This is a genomic window from Fluviirhizobium alvei (genome assembly GCF_030551875.1).
Classification (GTDB): Bacteria; Pseudomonadota; Alphaproteobacteria; order Rhizobiales; family Rhizobiaceae; genus Rhizobium_E; species Rhizobium_E alvei.
On sequence record NZ_JAUOZU010000018.1, the window covers coordinates 13,132 to 29,763 of the forward strand.

The following is a 16,632-nucleotide window of genomic DNA, read 5'->3' on the forward strand; positions in this document are numbered from 1 at the left end:
GGAGAACGTGAAATGGCAGACTTGACGATTGGCGGCGGCGGCATACCGGTCAACACCGGCAATCTGGACAACATCCAGACCAGCAATGTCCAGAAGAAGGGCAATATCCAGAACCAGGACCAGATCGGTCAGGGGACACTCAGCCAGACGGGCGGCGTGCCCGATGTGCCGACGGGTCTTGGTGCGGCGGCGATCATCAGTTTCTCGGTCATCTTCGCATCGTCGTCCTTTGCACCAAAGCGCTCCGGCGATGTGGAAATCACGCTTGCCGAAGTGTCGGCGACGCTGAAGGATACGCGCGAGAAGACGAGTCTCGAAAGCGTCAACGCCAATCAGGAAAAGGTTCGCACTTCCCAGAAGGAGCAACAGTCCAAGCTCGCCGAACGGAAGGAAAAGATCGAGAAATCGATTGCCGATGACAAGAAGAGCGCGATCGCGAAATTCTTCTCGCGGCTGTTCGAAGCGCTTGCCCTCGTCTTCACCTACGTTATGGCCGGCCTTGCCATGGCGACGGGTGTGGGTGCCGGCATGGGTGCACTGCTGATTGCCGGTGCGGTTGCCATGACAGTCATGTTTGCCAATTCGGTTGTCAAGGATGCGACGGGATTGGGCATCGCCGGCAACATTGCCAAGTCGATGGGGGCGAGCGAGGAAGCGATCGCCAAGGCCGACAAGGTGTTTGGCGAAGCGATGATGGGCATCACCGTTGCGCTATCGGTTCTGACGATCGGCGCCCAGCTTGCGCCTGCCGTGTTGAAGGGGATAGCGAAGGTTATGGCTGCCTCTGCGGTCAAATCATTCGACAGCGCCGTCAATGCCACCGGAAAAGGCTTCGATGCCGGTATGAAAGCGGCTGAGAAAGCCCTCAAATGGGCGGGGAAGAGCGCCGACCTCGCCAAATATGTCCAGGGTGCGTCCGAAACCATCAAGGAAAGCGTTCGGACCTTGCAGTCCGTCGCGAGGGTCGGCGGTGCGGTGGTCGAGATCGGCAGCGGAACCACCGGCGTCATTTCCTCGACCATTACCTACGGCCAGCAAAAGCGGGAGGCAGAGGCCAAGCAGCTGGAGGCCGAAGGTCAGGAAATTGAGGCGTTAATGAAGACGCTCGAAAGCCTGATCGACATGGCGCTCGACATGCTGATGAACGCCAACCAGATCTCCGGCGAAATGATCGATTCAGCCATGCAGTCGCTGAACGATCGCGGCGCATCGCTTTCCAAGAACATGTTTGCCGGCTGACGCGGCCAGAGCTCAACCAAGGATCAAGACCATGGACCAGATTTCCGCTACCAAGATGAACTACCAGCCGATCCAGACGACCACGGGTGATACCGTCTATGTCGAACCGTCGGTCGCCAAGGGCCTCAACGGCGCCAAAATCACGCCCGAAATGCTGTCGGCACTTGGCCTCGACAAGAATGGCAACGGCGTCAAGGACATGATCACCAGCGATGAGTACAAGAAGCTGCCGGCCGGTGCTGATCTTGGAAAGCTGCAGAAGGTGCTCGAAGAGTTCATCTCCGGCGCCAAGGACCGCACGGCTCTCTTTTCTGCCCTCGTAGAAATGATGAACAACCAGCGGCAGTCCGCGGTCGATCAGCGTGCCAATGCCCGCGAAAGCGCAAAGAATGAGCTTCTGGACGCTGCCGGCAAGAGCAAGGAAGCGGCCAACAAGCAGATGGACGCGGCCATTGCCGGCCTTGTGCTGGGCATCATCGCGGGGGCGACCCAGATTGGCACCGGCGGCCTCACCCTGGGTGCCCAGACCAAGCACACGGCCAACATGAAGGGTCAGACCAACGACGCGGTCATCAACTCTGCCGCCGCGAAGCTGCAAAACCGGACCCAGGCGATCGGCTCTTTCGGCGGCGCTGCCAAGGATATGACCAGCTCGGCGGGCCAGGGCGCTTCCGGCACCATGCAGTCGGATGCCAGCAACCTGCAGGCGCAGGGGCAGGAAATCCAGGCGATCGCCCAGGATACGCAGGGCCAGCAGGATATCGAGAAGAAGTTCGCCGAGGACCTGACCGAAGCCATCAAGGCGGTCATCCAGTTCATCAAGGAAATCCGCAACGCCGAGATCGAACGCATGCAGTCGATCACCCGCGGCTGATCAAGCGGCCAACATCCGGAGCAAGACCATGGCTGACCTATCCTTTGCGCAGGCCGTCGATGCGCTTTACCGTGTGCTCGACATGCCTGCCCCTCTTCGACCGGAGCTGGTGTCGGGTCATCACCGGATCGAGTTCGAGATCGACGATAAGCCCGTCGGCATTTCGCTGCGGCTCGCACCCAACGGCCGCGCAGTGATCGTCGAGGCAGACGACCCGCCCCGTTTTGCGGACGACCGGTCCGTGCGGCAGGAGCAGATACGCCAGGTCCTCATGACCGCACTCGGCCTGTCAGCCACCAACCGTGCGGCTGCCGGGCTGAAGGAATCCGGAGCCATAGAGCAGCCACCAGCTCTGGCTGTTACGGCCCGGGTGGCGCTTTCTCATCCGCTCGGCCAGATCGGTCGGGAGATGAAATCGGCAATCGAGGATGTGATGGAGCAACTGGAGTGGCAGGGTGCGCATCTTGCGGCAGGTGGCTCGTCGGTCGGTCGTGGCGCGCCCTATATCGCCAGCGGCACACACCATGCCAACGAGGAAGAGTTCTTGGTTCTCCGGCCATAAACCCAAAGGCATTTCGGTCCGGACACGCCTGCGTTCTTCCGTACCCCTGCCTGGCATTCTATGGAGCGCGCCAGGCAAAGAATAATACCGTGACCGTCTGGCAAAGCCGTCCGGACAGGGTCAGATCCCAGATGAGGAACGTGAATATGGACCAGATCGCTATCGTTCAAAACCAGGCCGGCACGCTGGACGTCATTGCCGCTCTGCGCGACCAGTTCGGCCTTGATATCACCCAGCTCAGGACCATGGCGCATGTGGCGCATCTCAAGATGGCCTCAGCCGATTTTGCCAGTGCTTTGAAGCTTTACAGCGTTCTCGCCGTGATGGCACCGGAAGAAGTGGGCTTTCAGGTTGGTCTGGCCGATGCATCGATCGCCGAATGCAATTTCGAACTTGCGATGACGGCGGCGTCACTGATCATTTCGATCAATCCGCAGGAACCGCGCGGCTATTATCTGTCGGGCAGGGCAAGCCTTGGCCTCGGCATGCATGACAAGGCACGGCAGGATCTGCAGACCGCCATCGCGATCGCTAGCGAAACTGGTGACAGCCGGACATTGGGCCTTGCCGAACGGCTGCTGGCCGGCATTCGAGTTAGCTGATGCTGTTTTGATGTCGAGCCCGGCAGGGAACAGAGAGGCTGCGAGGGAACAAACACGATGACCGGAGTCTTGCAACGCGCTTTCGACCTTAAGGGGGAGGATCTGGATCTTGTTCAGTCCTGTCTCGACGAGTTGTTGCCGGGGCGGTCAACCGGATTGGTGAAGGCGCTTGATAGCGGGACGCCTCTGGCAACCTTTCTCGGCCTGTCGCCGCAGCTTCTCGAAGCGCTTTACGGACGGGCCTTCGCCCTCTTCGACGCGGGCCATGTCGATCGGGCGGAGGCGACATTCCGCGCGCTCTGCGTTCTTGACGGCCAACGCGCCGATCACTGGATGGGTCTTGGCATCTGCGCGCGGCTGAGGGATGATTTCGACAGCGCAATGGTTGCCTTTTCGACGGCATCGAGCCTGCGTGGCGACTGGGCCGTTCCCCATTTCCACATTTTCGAAATTCACATGCGGCGTTCCGAGATGCAGGCCGCCCTGGCTCTTTTGCCGAGGATCGAAGCGCGCCTGGACGATCTTACACCGCACATGCGGGAGGAGATGGATCTCTTCCGCCTGGCGCTGCAGCGTCGGGCGAGAGGATGAGCCATGAGCAACGATTTTGACCTTTCCCTTTTTCGACTGGTCAAAAGCTTTGCGGCAATCGAAATCAGCAGGAATGTCGTTTCCTCCGGGCCGGGCGAAGCAGAGGGAGCGCCCGCGGATCAACCGGCTCGCCCGCACGATACAGCGTTGTCCACACCTGCCGTCGGGCCCGGTGTTTCGGTTGCAGCCGGTAACCCGGCACCCTCAAACATCGACCACATTCCCGATCGCCTCGATGACGACATGCGCGCGGCGCTCGATCAAGGGCTTGAAGGGGCAGAACGCGAGGCCGTGCGCTGGCCATCCGGACCGCGAAACGCGGCCCTGTCACTGGCAGGTCTTGCCCGACCGGGTGGGTCGCCAGACGGCAGGCAGACCGCGACTGTTGCGCCAGGTCAGCCGACCATCCAGGAACCCGGGACAGGCAGCGCCGCAAGTACGCCCAATGACCACGCCCCTTTGACAAGGCCGGCAATGCAAGCCGCGCAGGCACTGGTGTCTGCCGTGGCGGTAGAACTGGCCGCCGCCGAACCGCAGATGCAGTCCAATACGGACGCTGCATTGCCCGATACTGGCAGGCCGGGCTTGCCGGTTCTGACGACCGACGCTGCCTTGGCCCTGCAGGCATTCATGACAATGGAAACTCTGGCTGATGAGACCTCGGTCGCGCCGTTGCCGGTCCAGACCGTGACGCCGGGAGATCCGGCACCGGACGGCGAAATGGCCGCCGGTGGTGGTTCCATCGCAGATCCTGCTGCTGCGAAGCGCGGTGGCACAGCTTTGGAAAAGCCGCAAACGCTGCTGGCATCTGCAGTCTCGCTGTTTGGCGAGGCTCAGGCGGTTGATACACTGCAATCCATCGTCGAGGGAAACCAGAGGAACCGGCCTCAAACATCGGCCACCCATCCGCAACTCAGGGAGAATGGACAGATCCTCCTGAACAGCGACGACGAGCCGGTTCAGCAAAACACCACGGTACGGGATCGGGATCCGGCTCGCTTGTCGCGGCCTTCGATTGCCGGCGCGTCGCTGGAGGCGGAGCAGGCAGAGGTGCCGGATGGCCGATCGGGCGATGACGCGCGGCTGATCTCCAGGCAGACTGCCGGTGCCCGATTGCTATTGGAAACCGCTGAGGCCGCGCGGTCCATGGAAGCCAGGGCGCATACTGCGGAGTTACCGGTCGCGGGGCCGCTCCGGCCGCCTTCCGAGGCCCATGGCGAGCCTCTAGTTCCGGCAGAGGCCACGGAGAGATCCGGTCTGGAAAGTACGTCGCCCGCTTCAGATGGTTCAGAAGTCGCATCCGCTGGATTCAGCGCGTCCAATAGGCCGGCCGTGGCCCTTTCTGGCGCGAAGGTTTTGGAAATACTCGATGCGCTGGTCGCGCTCGCGCCCCCGACCGAGGGAGGCGAGGACTGGAAGTCATTTTCGTCGGTCATTCTCAACGCCGCGATGATCCCCGGTTGGCCGCCGCCGAGACTGGTCGAAAACCCCGCTGCGGCCGAACAGGCGGATGCGCTCGTACAATTGGCCGAGACGACGGAGGCGAATGAGGCGCCGATGACGCCTGAGCAGTTGCTGGCCTATCTTGTGTCGATCGGGGCCAATCTCCGCCTGTTGCGGGCATTGCAGGAACTGGTGAGCCGGGTCGAAAAGAAGAACGGTCCCGCCCTGCTGGCCTGGCTTGCCGGCCTTGTCTCTGCGCTCAAGTTGCTCGAGAAATCGCTGAAGGATGTTCTCGAGGACGGTATGGACATTCCCGAATGGCTCGCCGAACTTGCAGACGCGGCCAAACGACCGCGGCGCAGAAAGCAATTCCATATCTGACCAAGGATTGTCGTTCAGAGCGTTTCCATGACCTGAATATGGCGATGTCTGTCGGGCTAAAGGACGATGACTTTGGCGCCGATGGGCACGCGATTGTAGAGATCGATGACATCGACATTGAGCATGCGGACGCATCCAGATGTGACCGCAGCGCCGATCGATTCCGCCTCTGTTGCGCCATGGATGCGATAGAGTGTGTCGCGTCCATTCTGGTAAAGATATAGGGCGCGGGCGCCGATGGGATTGTTCGTGCCGCCGGGCAGGCCACCCGGTTCGTTCGCGAAAGGCTGCAGATGGGGGTCCCTTTGCACCATCTCGTTTGGCGGTCTCCAGTTCGGCCATTCCCGTTTGGCGCCGACGACAGCCTCGCCTTTCCAGCCAAAGCCGTCTCGGCCAATGCCGATGCCATAGCGGATCGCCTTGCCACCGGGCTGGACGAGATAGAGGAAAAATTTGCTGGTGTTGACCACGATCGTGCCGGGTGGATATCCGGTTGCGTTGGCGACCACATGGCGCTGGAACTTCTCGGGCAGGGTGCCAGGACGGATGCCGGGGACGAAATAGGGCTCATTGTAGAGTGGTTGCACATAGTCGATTCCGACCAGTGTTTCCGATGCTCTGCCGCTTTCGGTCTTGGTGCTGCGTCTCGTTCCGGTGGTGGTGCAACCCGCAAGCGGCAGCAGCGAGGCTGCCATTATCCCCAGAAGGGCGCGGCGTTCAAGACGCATGGTCATGGATCACGGTCGGTTTTCGTTTGCTGCCGGGCCTCGGAACGAAGGCGGCTGAGGGTTTCGGCTGTTTGCTGGGCGCCGGTGCCTTCGAGGATCGCTTCTCCGAGTCCGAGCTGCGCCGAAAAGTTGCTGAAGGAGGCGCCGCTCTGTTCCATCCGCGTCGGCATTCCCTCGCCGTTGCCGGCACGAATTTTCAACGCGCCCAGGGTTTCGGCTTTGGCGATCTTGTTGGCGACAGCATCCTTTCCAGCGTGCCTTGTCGCTGGATCAATGGGAGTGCCACCATTGTTGCCGACCGTTCGTATCATGGAACCCGAGAAGCAATCGCCTGTGCGAGGGGTTGAGGAATGGGTGGAATTGTCATCGGCGCGGCGCAATCCGCAACAGTGCCGCCGCGCTGCAATCGTGTCCTTTCAAGCTCGCTTCCGGCACTGCCGATCATTGAACGCTGCTCTCGCTATTGCTTGCCACCTTGCCACTGGCGGCACCATCGTTCCTGACTGACGCACTGTTTAAAAACACAATGCGCGCTGCCGTCAACGGCCATTACCAGATTCCCACGAATGCGCGCCCGGTGCAAGCAAGCCTCAAGACAGCAATGCCGGAACAGGCAAAGCCAGTATTCTTTTCATCTCTCAACAAAATCTTCGGCACGGTGTCGCCCGATACAAGGCAGCACTTACGGCTGTGAAAATCTATGCCCAGTTGATGTTCAAGACAGGGGACGAACCATGGTTGGCGGAGTTATTGGCAAAAACATTCAGGGCACTCAGAATTTTCAACGCGAGCGCGCGAAGTCGATGACGGTGCCGATCGCGCGCAGTCTTGCGCTGAAGAATGCCCCGACTCTTCCAAGCGGGATTGGGTCGAAGGCTTCTCAGACCGGTCAGGGCGAGACCAAGGCTGTCAATCGCAGCACGCAGGATGACGACTTCGATATCCTGACCGACGAAGATACGGATTATGATTCAGAAGACTACGAAGCCGAGGACCACGGCTTCGTCAAGAATGATGCCAAGGGTGTCAGCAAGAAAGATGATGACAGCGACGCAAGCTCCAAAGATGACGATGATACGTTCGAAGATACCGACAAGCTTCAGAACGATATTGTGGACCTGCTCGACCAGGAAGCGAAAAGCAGCGAGGAAGACGATCACGAGTCCGACGATTCGAGTTTCAAAACGCGCGGTCGATCCAAAAGCGAACCAATCAAATTCGAAAGAGTGACGAAGCAGGACGATACGCATTCGGAATTCGTCGATGACGACCTTGAGGAATCGGAGGATTTCGACTTCGGGCCGAATGATCTCTCGACGCTTCAAAACAAGACCGTGGCATCGATCGAGTTGAAGAAGCAGCCGATCGTGGAGGAAGAGACTGAATCGGATACCACCGAGGAAAACGATGCCCAGCCGCAGAAGGATTGGGTCGAGCGTCAGCTCGAAAAGGCGATCTGGGGCAATGCCAAGGTCGGGGCCAAGGCGGAAATCAAGGCCGAGGTGAAGCCGGAGGTCCTGCCAGAAGTTCAGCCGGGCAATCAGAACCCGCAGGTCGTTGTGGCAAAAGATCTTCCCGATCTTCAACAATTCGGTCTTGAAGAGCACGGCGAAATCGAAGCGGGCATCGGCGTCAATGATGGCGGCAAGATCCTGAACGACGACATTAAGAAACCCTTCAAGGAACGGGCCAAGGAAAAGCTGGCTGACGTGTTTTCGAAGATGAAGACAGGTTGGGAGTCGTTCAAGTTCGCTCTCTCTGATTTGTTCGTCGAAACCTCTGTTCCCCACCCTTCCAAAGACGGTCATGAGGCTCGGCTCGATCGCAAGCATTTCTTTCTCGAACCATCGCGCCCGGAATTGAACAACGTCCACAATGTGGATGCCATGGAGGCTTTCCTTAACATCAACTGGACGGGCGACACCTACAAGGACAGCAAGATCTTCCACAAGATCAGCAACATGCTGACAAAGCTGGAAGGGAATGCGCGCAGAGATTTCGAATCTCTGAAGGGTCAGCTTCCGTCACTTGAAAGAGATTTGGCAGGGCTCAGAAAAGAACAGAAAAAGCTGAGGGGCTATGTCGATCACTTAAAGGAGGCAATAAAGAAGTCTGTAAGTGAAGAGACCCGGAACAAAAATCTCGAAAAGGTAGAATTGCGAATTAAAGAACTTCAGGATTGCAACAAGAAGATTGAGGATGCCAAGCAAAAAATAAAAAAACTGAATATCGACGGTTCCACGCCTGATATGGTTCGACTAGAGAATGCTCGCAATCTGGTCGCAAGTTCCAGCGACCTGCACCTTTCGGAAGTGTCTTTGGCGGACCTCCAGATACTCGCAAACAAGTTCGCATCCATCGGTCATGAGTCGAAAGCGAAATTCGTGCGTACTCTCATCTCCGAGATTGAACTCCGCGAGATCAAGTCGTCGCCTGAAGAATTGAAGCAAATGCGTCGGGATCGCGACGAGGAAATCAAGGAGAACAACTACAAGCCTACGCTCAGCTACAAGACCAAGCTGGCGCTTGACCATTTCAACGTCAATGTGACCGATGAGAGCATCGACGAGAAGCTCAGCGAATCCGCAAAGACCCTGAGAAGGAAGGAGATCGAGGAGCAGAAGGCTCTCAACATGAAGCAGGACCTGCCGAAGGTCAGCCTCAACATGCGCAAGATGCTGGCGGATCTCAAGTCTGACTATGCTGCCATTGGTCAGGATCCGGGTGCGCCGACGTTCGAAGAGTTCATGGAAGACCAGGTCTATGAAATGGTCAAGAGCGCCAAAGTCCATCAGATCAAGGATTTCCATCCCGAAACCATAGGCGAAATCGTCAAGGAATTGCGCAATCAAGGCCACGAGGAGCGCGCCAAACTGTTGGCACTCGTTTCCGCCAAGGTCGTCTACATCAAGTCCCCCAAAGGCCAGGAAGAGATTTACCGTCCAATTGTCATGGATGGTCTCGCGCAATCGAACAATGCCGAGACATTTCTTCGTTCCGGATCTGATGAGATCGCGGTTGCCATGGCAACCTTGATGAATGCATCCGGAATGGAAACGTTCAGGGACCAGGTCACTGATCTGGTGTTCAATTTCGCGAAAGAACTGGATGAAGACCAGGACATCAAGGCATTGATGGAGAGAATCCAAAAGGAGCAGATCGCCGGTTGGGCCAACGGGATGACCGAAGGGGTGGCGAAGAAGATTGCGAAAATCGCGATCAGGCTGCAGGAGGAGATTGGCAAGCTGGAGATTCCGCCCGGGGTGAAGAAACTGTTCGGCGAACTTTCAAAACAGTTTTTGGAGCGGCCAACCGTTGATGAAAAAGTGGGCGAACAGGATCGCGGTAACGGTCTTACCGAGCGTGACAAGAACATCTTCGTTCACAAGATCTTTGCCGACCAGCTTTTCCTGAAGGTCATCAACCCGGCAATCACCACCAGTTTGCCGGTCGCCAACGCGAAAAACGAGATCTCCAAGTCCGTGGTACGTCTGATGAGCATGGTCTCGGCTTTCTCCCAGGACAGTGCGAACCAGTCGAACCTCAAGGATCCGAAGGCCGGCAAGGTTGATAAGTATCTGAATGTCAAAACCGAAGGGCCGCAGGGTCAGTTTGCGTTGGATATCTTCGGTCTGTCAGTAGAGTTGGCCAAACGTCAGGACCAGATGTTCATCAAGGCCGGGCTGCGGCCCGAAGCGACATCGAAGAACATTCTCAATCTGCGCGACATCGAATGAGCCTGATCTGCCGCCGGTCGTTAGCCGGCAGTTGCTCTCCTCCGTGGCCATTCCAAAGGCCACGGACGCACGTTCCCAATCAAACTCTTTAGCAAACAGAAAGACCCATGTCATGACAACGATCGCTCATGTCCTTGACGCCATGTCCGCCAAGCTCGGAATGTCCGGTATCGAACTCAACGCCGACGGTCAGGTCGAAATCGACTTCGGCAACGGTTTCGTCGCCTATATCACCCGTATCGATTCCAACATGCTGGAACTCTCGTTCCCCTTGCCCAACCTCGATTTCGCCACGCATGGCATGATGGCGGCGATGCTGGCGGCGAATTTTCTCGGCCAGGCAACCGGTTTCGGCCGGCTGGCGCTCGACCCGGTCAAGCTCGAGGCCATCTACTGCGAGCGCTGGGACGTTGCCGAGATGAGCCCCGGCATCGTGGACCGCCGCACCGAGGCGTTCGTGCGTGCTGGCGCTTACTGGTTCAGCCAGGGAAGTGACACACTTGTCGAGGCCGCCCGCACCATCGGCGATCATGATGAACCTGTCGCGGCGCAGCCAGCGGTATCGGGCCGCGACGATGCCGGCTTCGGCGGCATGATCCGGCTTTGAGCCGGATCATCCTCGAGCTGAATAGGGTTGCGCACCCAATTCTGGCTCACAAGGCCGGCAAACAGCGCGTCAAATGGAAGCCGATCCAAGTTCGTCTTGGATCGGCTTAATCTATTGGGATATCTACGATTTTTACAGGGCGTTGGTCGCGCTGTTTTCCGCCAATGATGGCCGGTTGAGTGAGTCCCCTGCCTGGGACAGCCGCCTCCGACAATCTGCTCCGGAGGCGGGTTTCAATAGACCGGCGGCTACTTCTTGATGACCGAGTTCGGGCGTATCGATGTCTGCCAGCGCAACTGTTCCGTGAGATATTCGAGCTGGTTGGATCGACGCACAACCCGCGGCGTGATCAGGACGACCAGTTCGGTCCGGGCGTTGGTGGTATTGGTCTGGCTGAAGAGTGTCCCCAGCACCGGCACGTCGCCCAGAACAGGTATGCCGTTTTTCGTCTTGTTCATGCGGTCCTGTATGAGACCACCGAGCAGCGCGGTGGCGCCCGAATCGACGGTAATCTGGGATTCGATCGACCGCTGCGCAATCACAGGGTTCGTGCCTTTCGAGTCACCCGTAGCTTCTTCGCGCGGTGTCGAGACTTCCTGCGAAATCTCCAGCGTCACGGAATTGTCCGGCCTGATCAGCGGCGTGACCTTGAGAATGATGCCGGTGTCACGGGTGTTGACCTCCTGGGTGACGGTGACCGCACCGCCGGAGTTCGAGGTCTGGGATGTGGTGGTATAGGGAATCTGGTCGCCGACAGCCAGACGTGCTTCCTTGTTGTTCGTCACCGTAAGATAGGGCGAGGATACGACCTTGACGGTGGTAATCGATTTCAGCGCATCCACGACCGCACCGACATCGACGGAGCCGATTTTTTGCGACAGGACACCGGTGAAACCTGCATTGCCGGGATCGGCCGGGGCAGTGAGTTCGGCTGAACGCAGCGACAGGCCCTTGCTCTTCAGGAAGGTCTGCACGCCGTAACGCAGGCGATCGTTGATTGTCACTTCAAGGATTGTCGCCTCGATGACGACCTGGCCGGCCGGAACATCGAGTGCCGCCACGACCTCCTTGATGCGCTTGTAATCCTTGAAGGAGGAGCGGATCAGCAGCGAGTTCGAACGTTCGTTCGCCACAATGCTGATGCCATCGCTGCCCGGGGAAATCGATGTTGCCGATGCGTTGGCCGCATTCTCGTCAGCGGCGGCCGGATCATAATTCACGCCATCCTTCTCGCTGGCTGCGGCTTGCGTGTTGGCATCCTGGTCTGTGCCCATTCGGGCATCGACGCCCTGGGTAGCGAGATCCTTGGCGGCGGCGGTGACGTTGGAGTTCGGCGCCGTTGCCTGATCGGTGGCATTCTCAACTGCTGCGACCTCGCCGCCGAATAGCTTGGTCATTTCGTCGGCCACTTCCTTCGCATTCAGATTGGTGAGCTGGATGACGCGAAGGTCCATCTTTTCGGACAGATTGACATCGAGCTGGCGGACGAGCCGCCTGATATTGTTGATCGTGGAATTGCTGGTGGCGGCAACGAGCAGGGCCTGCCGGCTTTCAAGCGGGATAACCACGACAGCTGCAGTGCCGAAGGCGCTATAGACCTTCATGATCTGCTCGGCGATCTGTTCAGGCGCTGCCTCGCGCAGCGGTATGATCGCGATACGCTGATCGACCACGCCGGTCTGTACCAGCGTATCGATGAGCGAGCTGACCGACTCGAAATCCTCTGGCCTGCCCTTCACCAGGATCGAGCTTGATGACTCGATTGCCGAAACCTGTGTGCCCGCGGGGACGAGTGTACTGATGACGCGGGCGAATTCGACGGCGCGGCCGTTGGGGATCTTGATGACCTTTGTCGTCGCATTGTCGAGCTGGCTCGCGTTGCTGTTGGTTTGCAGCGCTTCGAGCTTCTCTGGCGTGTCGATGTGATAGACATTGCTGACACGTCGGATCGCCAGATTGTTGCGCGCCAGCAGATCGCGAAGAACCAAGAGGACCTGATCGGCCGGGATCGGCTCCTCGGTTTTGAATGTCACCGAACCCTGCAAATCGGGAGGGGCGACGTAGTTGACACGCAAGATGCCTCCCAGCATCCGCTGGATGACTTTCGACAGCGGTTCATTGTCGAATTTGAGCGTAACCTTTTCGCCGGGCTTGAAGCGGCGTCCGCCGGGAACGCCGGTTTCGTCAGGCTGGTTGCCGTCTGGCCCGGTGATTACCGGCTGGCCATCACCCTCATTGAGGCTCGCTTCGTAATATTCGTTCTTTGCGTAGATCGGACGACCCGCAGCGTCATTGATGGCGCGCGTGTTGATGTATCCCTTTTCCGTATTGCGGTTCGGGCTGTAGAGACGCGGCCCGGCCGTATCCAGACCTGAGGTGAGATCGGTTGCTGAACATCCCGCCATCGTGGCCGCGAGGACAAGAGCAACACCGGTTTTGGCAATGGTCTTCATGTCCGCCTCAAGCATTCGTCGAATTCAGAAGGCGGATAGATGTATTTTCAGATTTCTCTGTTGTGTAATGAAAAAATATATGTCGAATTAAATATCCTATACCAGATGATAGTTTTGTTTTCAGCATTGCCTCACCCAGTTGACGGACCTATTTCTATAAATAGAATGGTCCGACCCTTGCATTTTCAATTTCTGCGCGACACAATACATCCTGGATTTCTGCATCCCCAGAGCGCTTCAATACAGGCCATTGCAATCCCGGCTCTTGTTCCTCACAGATCCACGACATGTGTGGCTGGATGCATGCGGCAATCGTAAATGCGTCATTAAGTAAGGTATTAACTGAGCCTCTGGTGCTGGGTGTATCGCATGACACTCCATGCAACACAGGGATGGATCCCGGCATTGCTGGCTGGGCTCGGGTTGATTGACGGAGCGGTCCGTTCACGCGTGGCTGTAAGCTATTGAAATTAAAAACTTATGCGGCAACTAAAATTCAAAAAGCCTTTGCTTGTGCGATTGCCGCTATCAATTCGGCTCAACCCTTGCCTTGCGCGAAGCTGATGGTGCCTTGAGCCGGTGTGTCCATGGTCACACTCGCAGCCTGATAAAAATGGTTGTTGGGGTCACGCGCTCTTTGAAGGGAGAGCGCCCAGAGTTCAAATTGCCATTTGGGCAGCAACAGTCGGACGGCCAGGGGAAAGGGGCGTCCTGCGCAGCAACGCCGCAGTTCGCATCAATCAGGGCTAGAGTATGGAAGACCCCAGTCAGAGCATGATCTTCAAGATCCTGAACGGCCCGCAAAACGGGGTCGAGGTCGCCCTTGAATCTGGCGAATACTCTATCGGCAATGACCGCGACGATGATCTGCAGATTACCGATGTCGCCTTGAGCGGAAAGCATGGTCGGCTGCGGATTGCCGATGGGCGGATTTCCATCACAGCCGGGAGCGGCTCGATTTCAACCTCTACCGGTCTCATCCTCAACGCCGGAGAGACAGCATGGCACGATATCGACCAGCTCGATGTCGTAACCACAGGCGCGACACGCTTTGCGGTCGGCAAGGCGAGCGCCAACTGGGCGGGGCTTCTTGCCTCCGCATCGGCCAACGCGTCGCCTGAAAAAACCGTTCGTACCGAGAGCAGCCTGCCCGTTCATTCCGGCACGCTGATGCGATATGGCCTGCCCGTTCTGGCACTTGTCGTGCTTGTCACGTTCCTGGCCATTGGGCTTACGAACTCGCAGGGCTCGATCTCCAGCCTGATCAAACGCAGCAACAGCAGCGATGTCGAGGTTGTCCGCGCCGCAATCGCCAGGTTCCCGTTTGCAGCCCAGGTGAAGGTCATTGAAGAGGTTGATGGGTCGATCTTCGCTAGCGGCTATGTCGATAGCCTGGTCGAACGTCGCGCTGTCAACGATGCTGTGGCGGCCAGTGGCGTGCAAGTGAGAATGCGCCTGTGGGCGCGCGAGGTCGTTCGCAATGAAGTGACCTCCCTGATCGATGTGCGGCGATTGCCGCTTACCTTCGACATGACCAAGGATGGCCAGATCGTGCTCAAGGGGCGGGAACTGGACAAGGCGAAGGTCGATGAGCTGAGTGCGTTGATCAGTCAACAGGTCGTGGGTGTTTCCGGGGTTCGCTCTGAGGTCGAGACAGCAGAAAATGTGCTCGAGAATGTGCGTGAACTCGCGCGCCGCGCCAAGGTGGGCGAAGGTGTGCTGTTCAGGCTGGCATCGCTCGATAGCGGTGGTCAGTTGATCGAGGCGACCGGGGCGATCCGCAACGACCAGATCGATGCCTGGCTCGGCTTTCTGAAATCCTATGCCGCGAGCATCGCCGACATCATGGCCCTGCGTTCCTATGTCGGGATCGAGGGGCAGACGGTCATCGTCAACAAGACAGATCCGGCGGCGCCCGGTCCTGCCAACACAGTCAAGACGACAGACGATGCCCCAGCCTCGGTGCCCCTCATCCTGGCGAGCGAGAAGTCTGCGCCGGGCACTGTGGGTCGCCGCGTGCCGCTCGACATGTTTCTCAACAACCAGACAAGCTACGAAAAGCTGCTTGATGCTGTCGCGCCTTCCAAGAGCAAGAACGACGCTGACCAAAGCAATCCTGTCAAGGCAGACGCTTCAAAGGCCGATCCCGCTAAGCCGGATTCAGTTCGGAAAACGACTGCTGACAAGCAGAACAATTCTGATGAAGTTGCGACCGATCCCGATACAGACAAGGCTGCCGATGCCGATAGGGCGCTGACGGACGACAGGTCCAAACCGAACAATCCTTCGGATACATCGCTGATGCAGGCGCTTGGCGTGACGCCTGCCGCCGACAATTTGCCTGCTGACGACGAAGGGGCGAAGGAAGGTCCGGAGACCGCCCGGCTGCCGGATACGACCAGGGACAAGAACGACACAATCAAGAACACGACCGATGCGACCGAGGACGCTGTCGACAAGTCAGCCGACAAGGTCAGTGATACCGCCGAAGCGGTCAACGTTGCGGTGGTCAAGACGCCGGACGATCAATCATCGCCAGTTGTCGCCGACGACATGTCCAAACCTGAGTTGCCCGCCGCCACCGAAAAAGCCGAGGTGCCTGCCAAGCCGGCGACCGATGGAACCAACAAATCCGATACCACCAAAAAAGCTGAAACGCCGCCCGTTCTGGACGTCGCCCAGCTCACGCAAACCAAGGAAGCGGCGAAGGCGGTTCGCCAGCTCAGGGATGCGACAACCGCCATTCTCAAACTCAACAAGAGTACCCGGCTCAATGATCTCCTGGGACCCGAACGCGGCAAGGACGTGCAGCAGGCGCTCGACCGGATTTCGGTCAATGTCAAACAGCAGGCGGCCATCAGACCGCTGATTGCCGAAAAGGCCGGCCCGCAGGATGCCAGCGCCTGCTGGCAGGGATCGAACATCACGCCGGACGTCCTGCCGACACTGATCTTCTGGCTGGATCTGTTGAGCATTTCGGAAAATGTGTCGATCAACGATCTGTTCATCGACAATTACGGTCTTCTGCTCGAGGCAGGCCTGTCGCCCGATCGCGTCCGCGATTGCCTTCTTCGCCAGAAGGATCCGGAAATCGCAAAACTGGCTGAAAGCTCGATCTATCTGGAAGAAGTCGGGCGCAATCCCGATTTCATCCGGTTCCTGCTTCGCAGTTCACCGACATACACTCTGGCGCTCGCGGGCGCCAATACGAACGGTTCACGATATATCCAGCTGGATAATGGCGACAAGCTGACTGAGGGTGCAGCGCCGTCGCTGAACAGCCGAATTGCCAGTATCGGCGAGCTGGGCGTTCTCGTGAAAGTGCCGAACGGCTATGTGGCGGAAGTTTATCCGAAGTCCATGCCGTGGATGATACGCTAGGAACTAAACGCACACGATGATACTCTCTGCTTAT

At 58.1% G+C, this 16,632-nt stretch carries 12 protein-coding genes; 9 read left to right on the plus strand and 3 right to left on the minus strand.

The genetic code is table 11. The annotated features are described in order from the left end of the window. The first annotated feature begins 12 nt into the window (after positions 1 to 12). From sctE to Q4481_RS21085, 6 genes are all read left to right on the plus strand, one after another. The gene (gene sctE / locus Q4481_RS21060) at positions 13 to 1,239 is read left to right on the plus strand and encodes a type III secretion system translocon subunit SseC family protein (RefSeq protein WP_304378380.1); all 1,227 of its coding nucleotides are present in this window, start codon (positions 13 to 15) and stop codon (positions 1,237 to 1,239) included. A 31-nt stretch (positions 1,240 to 1,270) separates the two neighbouring features. Beyond that, complete coding sequence (locus Q4481_RS21065) at positions 1,271 to 2,113, plus strand: hypothetical protein (RefSeq protein WP_304378381.1); 843 nt, start codon at positions 1,271 to 1,273, stop codon at positions 2,111 to 2,113. A gap of 28 nt (positions 2,114 to 2,141) precedes the next feature. Continuing rightward, positions 2,142 to 2,675 carry a hypothetical protein gene (locus Q4481_RS21070; RefSeq protein WP_304378382.1) on the plus strand — a complete coding sequence of 178 codons (534 nt, stop codon included), beginning with the start codon at positions 2,142 to 2,144 and terminating at the stop codon, positions 2,673 to 2,675. Between the two features lie 146 nt (positions 2,676 to 2,821). Further along, entirely contained in the window at positions 2,822 to 3,277 is a 456-nt protein-coding gene (locus tag Q4481_RS21075; protein ID WP_304378383.1) for a tetratricopeptide repeat protein, read from the plus strand. Positions 3,278 to 3,334: 57 nt separating this feature from the next. Continuing rightward, the gene (locus tag Q4481_RS21080; RefSeq protein ID WP_304378384.1) at positions 3,335 to 3,868 is read left to right on the plus strand and encodes a hypothetical protein; all 534 of its coding nucleotides are present in this window, start codon (positions 3,335 to 3,337) and stop codon (positions 3,866 to 3,868) included. A gap of 3 nt (positions 3,869 to 3,871) precedes the next feature. After that, on the plus strand, positions 3,872 to 5,692 hold the full coding sequence (locus tag Q4481_RS21085; protein ID WP_304378385.1) for a hypothetical protein: 1,821 nt from the start codon (positions 3,872 to 3,874) through the stop codon (positions 5,690 to 5,692). Between the two features lie 56 nt (positions 5,693 to 5,748). On the opposite strand, the gene Q4481_RS21090 is transcribed toward Q4481_RS21085, so the two are convergent. Beyond that, entirely contained in the window at positions 5,749 to 6,426 is a 678-nt protein-coding gene (locus Q4481_RS21090; RefSeq protein ID WP_304378386.1) for a L,D-transpeptidase, read from the minus strand. After that, positions 6,423 to 6,731 carry a hypothetical protein gene (locus Q4481_RS21095; protein ID WP_304378387.1) on the minus strand — a complete coding sequence of 103 codons (309 nt, stop codon included), beginning with the start codon at positions 6,729 to 6,731 and terminating at the stop codon, positions 6,423 to 6,425. Before Q4481_RS21095 ends, Q4481_RS21090 begins: the two co-directional genes overlap by 4 nt. A 423-nt stretch (positions 6,732 to 7,154) precedes the next feature. On the opposite strand from Q4481_RS21095, the gene Q4481_RS21100 reads away from it, so the two are divergent. After that, on the plus strand, positions 7,155 to 10,157 hold the full coding sequence (locus tag Q4481_RS21100; RefSeq protein WP_304378388.1) for a coiled-coil domain-containing protein: 3,003 nt from the start codon (positions 7,155 to 7,157) through the stop codon (positions 10,155 to 10,157). 112 nt (positions 10,158 to 10,269) lie between these two features. Further along, positions 10,270 to 10,764 carry a type III secretion system chaperone gene (locus Q4481_RS21105; protein ID WP_304378389.1) on the plus strand — a complete coding sequence of 165 codons (495 nt, stop codon included), beginning with the start codon at positions 10,270 to 10,272 and terminating at the stop codon, positions 10,762 to 10,764. Between the two features lie 248 nt (positions 10,765 to 11,012). On the opposite strand, the gene gspD is transcribed toward Q4481_RS21105, so the two are convergent. Continuing rightward, positions 11,013 to 13,217 carry a type II secretion system secretin GspD gene (gspD, locus tag Q4481_RS21110; protein WP_304378390.1) on the minus strand — a complete coding sequence of 735 codons (2,205 nt, stop codon included), beginning with the start codon at positions 13,215 to 13,217 and terminating at the stop codon, positions 11,013 to 11,015. Positions 13,218 to 13,970: 753 nt separating this feature from the next. On the opposite strand from gspD, the gene Q4481_RS21115 reads away from it, so the two are divergent. Then, positions 13,971 to 16,598, plus strand: a complete 2,628-nt coding sequence (locus Q4481_RS21115; RefSeq protein ID WP_304378391.1) for an FHA domain-containing protein — start codon at positions 13,971 to 13,973, stop codon at positions 16,596 to 16,598. Positions 16,599 to 16,632: the final 34 nt, after the last annotated feature.

Coding starts and splice junctions, on each gene's coding strand:
- Q4481_RS21075 (WP_304378383.1), top strand. CDS start 2,822: ATGGACCAGATCGCTATCGTTCAAAACCAGGCCGGCACGCTGGACGTC.
- Q4481_RS21085 (WP_304378385.1), top strand. CDS start 3,872: ATGAGCAACGATTTTGACCTTTCCCTTTTTCGACTGGTCAAAAGCTTT.
- Q4481_RS21090 (WP_304378386.1), bottom strand. CDS start 6,426: ATGACCATGCGTCTTGAACGCCGCGCCCTTCTGGGGATAATGGCAGCC.
- Q4481_RS21095 (WP_304378387.1), bottom strand. CDS start 6,731: ATGATACGAACGGTCGGCAACAATGGTGGCACTCCCATTGATCCAGCG.
- Q4481_RS21115 (WP_304378391.1), top strand. CDS start 13,971: ATGGAAGACCCCAGTCAGAGCATGATCTTCAAGATCCTGAACGGCCCG.
- Q4481_RS21105 (WP_304378389.1), top strand. CDS start 10,270: ATGACAACGATCGCTCATGTCCTTGACGCCATGTCCGCCAAGCTCGGA.
- gspD (WP_304378390.1), bottom strand. CDS start 13,217: ATGAAGACCATTGCCAAAACCGGTGTTGCTCTTGTCCTCGCGGCCACG.
- Q4481_RS21065 (WP_304378381.1), top strand. CDS start 1,271: ATGGACCAGATTTCCGCTACCAAGATGAACTACCAGCCGATCCAGACG.
- Q4481_RS21100 (WP_304378388.1), top strand. CDS start 7,155: ATGGTTGGCGGAGTTATTGGCAAAAACATTCAGGGCACTCAGAATTTT.
- Q4481_RS21080 (WP_304378384.1), top strand. CDS start 3,335: ATGACCGGAGTCTTGCAACGCGCTTTCGACCTTAAGGGGGAGGATCTG.
- sctE (WP_304378380.1), top strand. CDS start 13: ATGGCAGACTTGACGATTGGCGGCGGCGGCATACCGGTCAACACCGGC.
- Q4481_RS21070 (WP_304378382.1), top strand. CDS start 2,142: ATGGCTGACCTATCCTTTGCGCAGGCCGTCGATGCGCTTTACCGTGTG.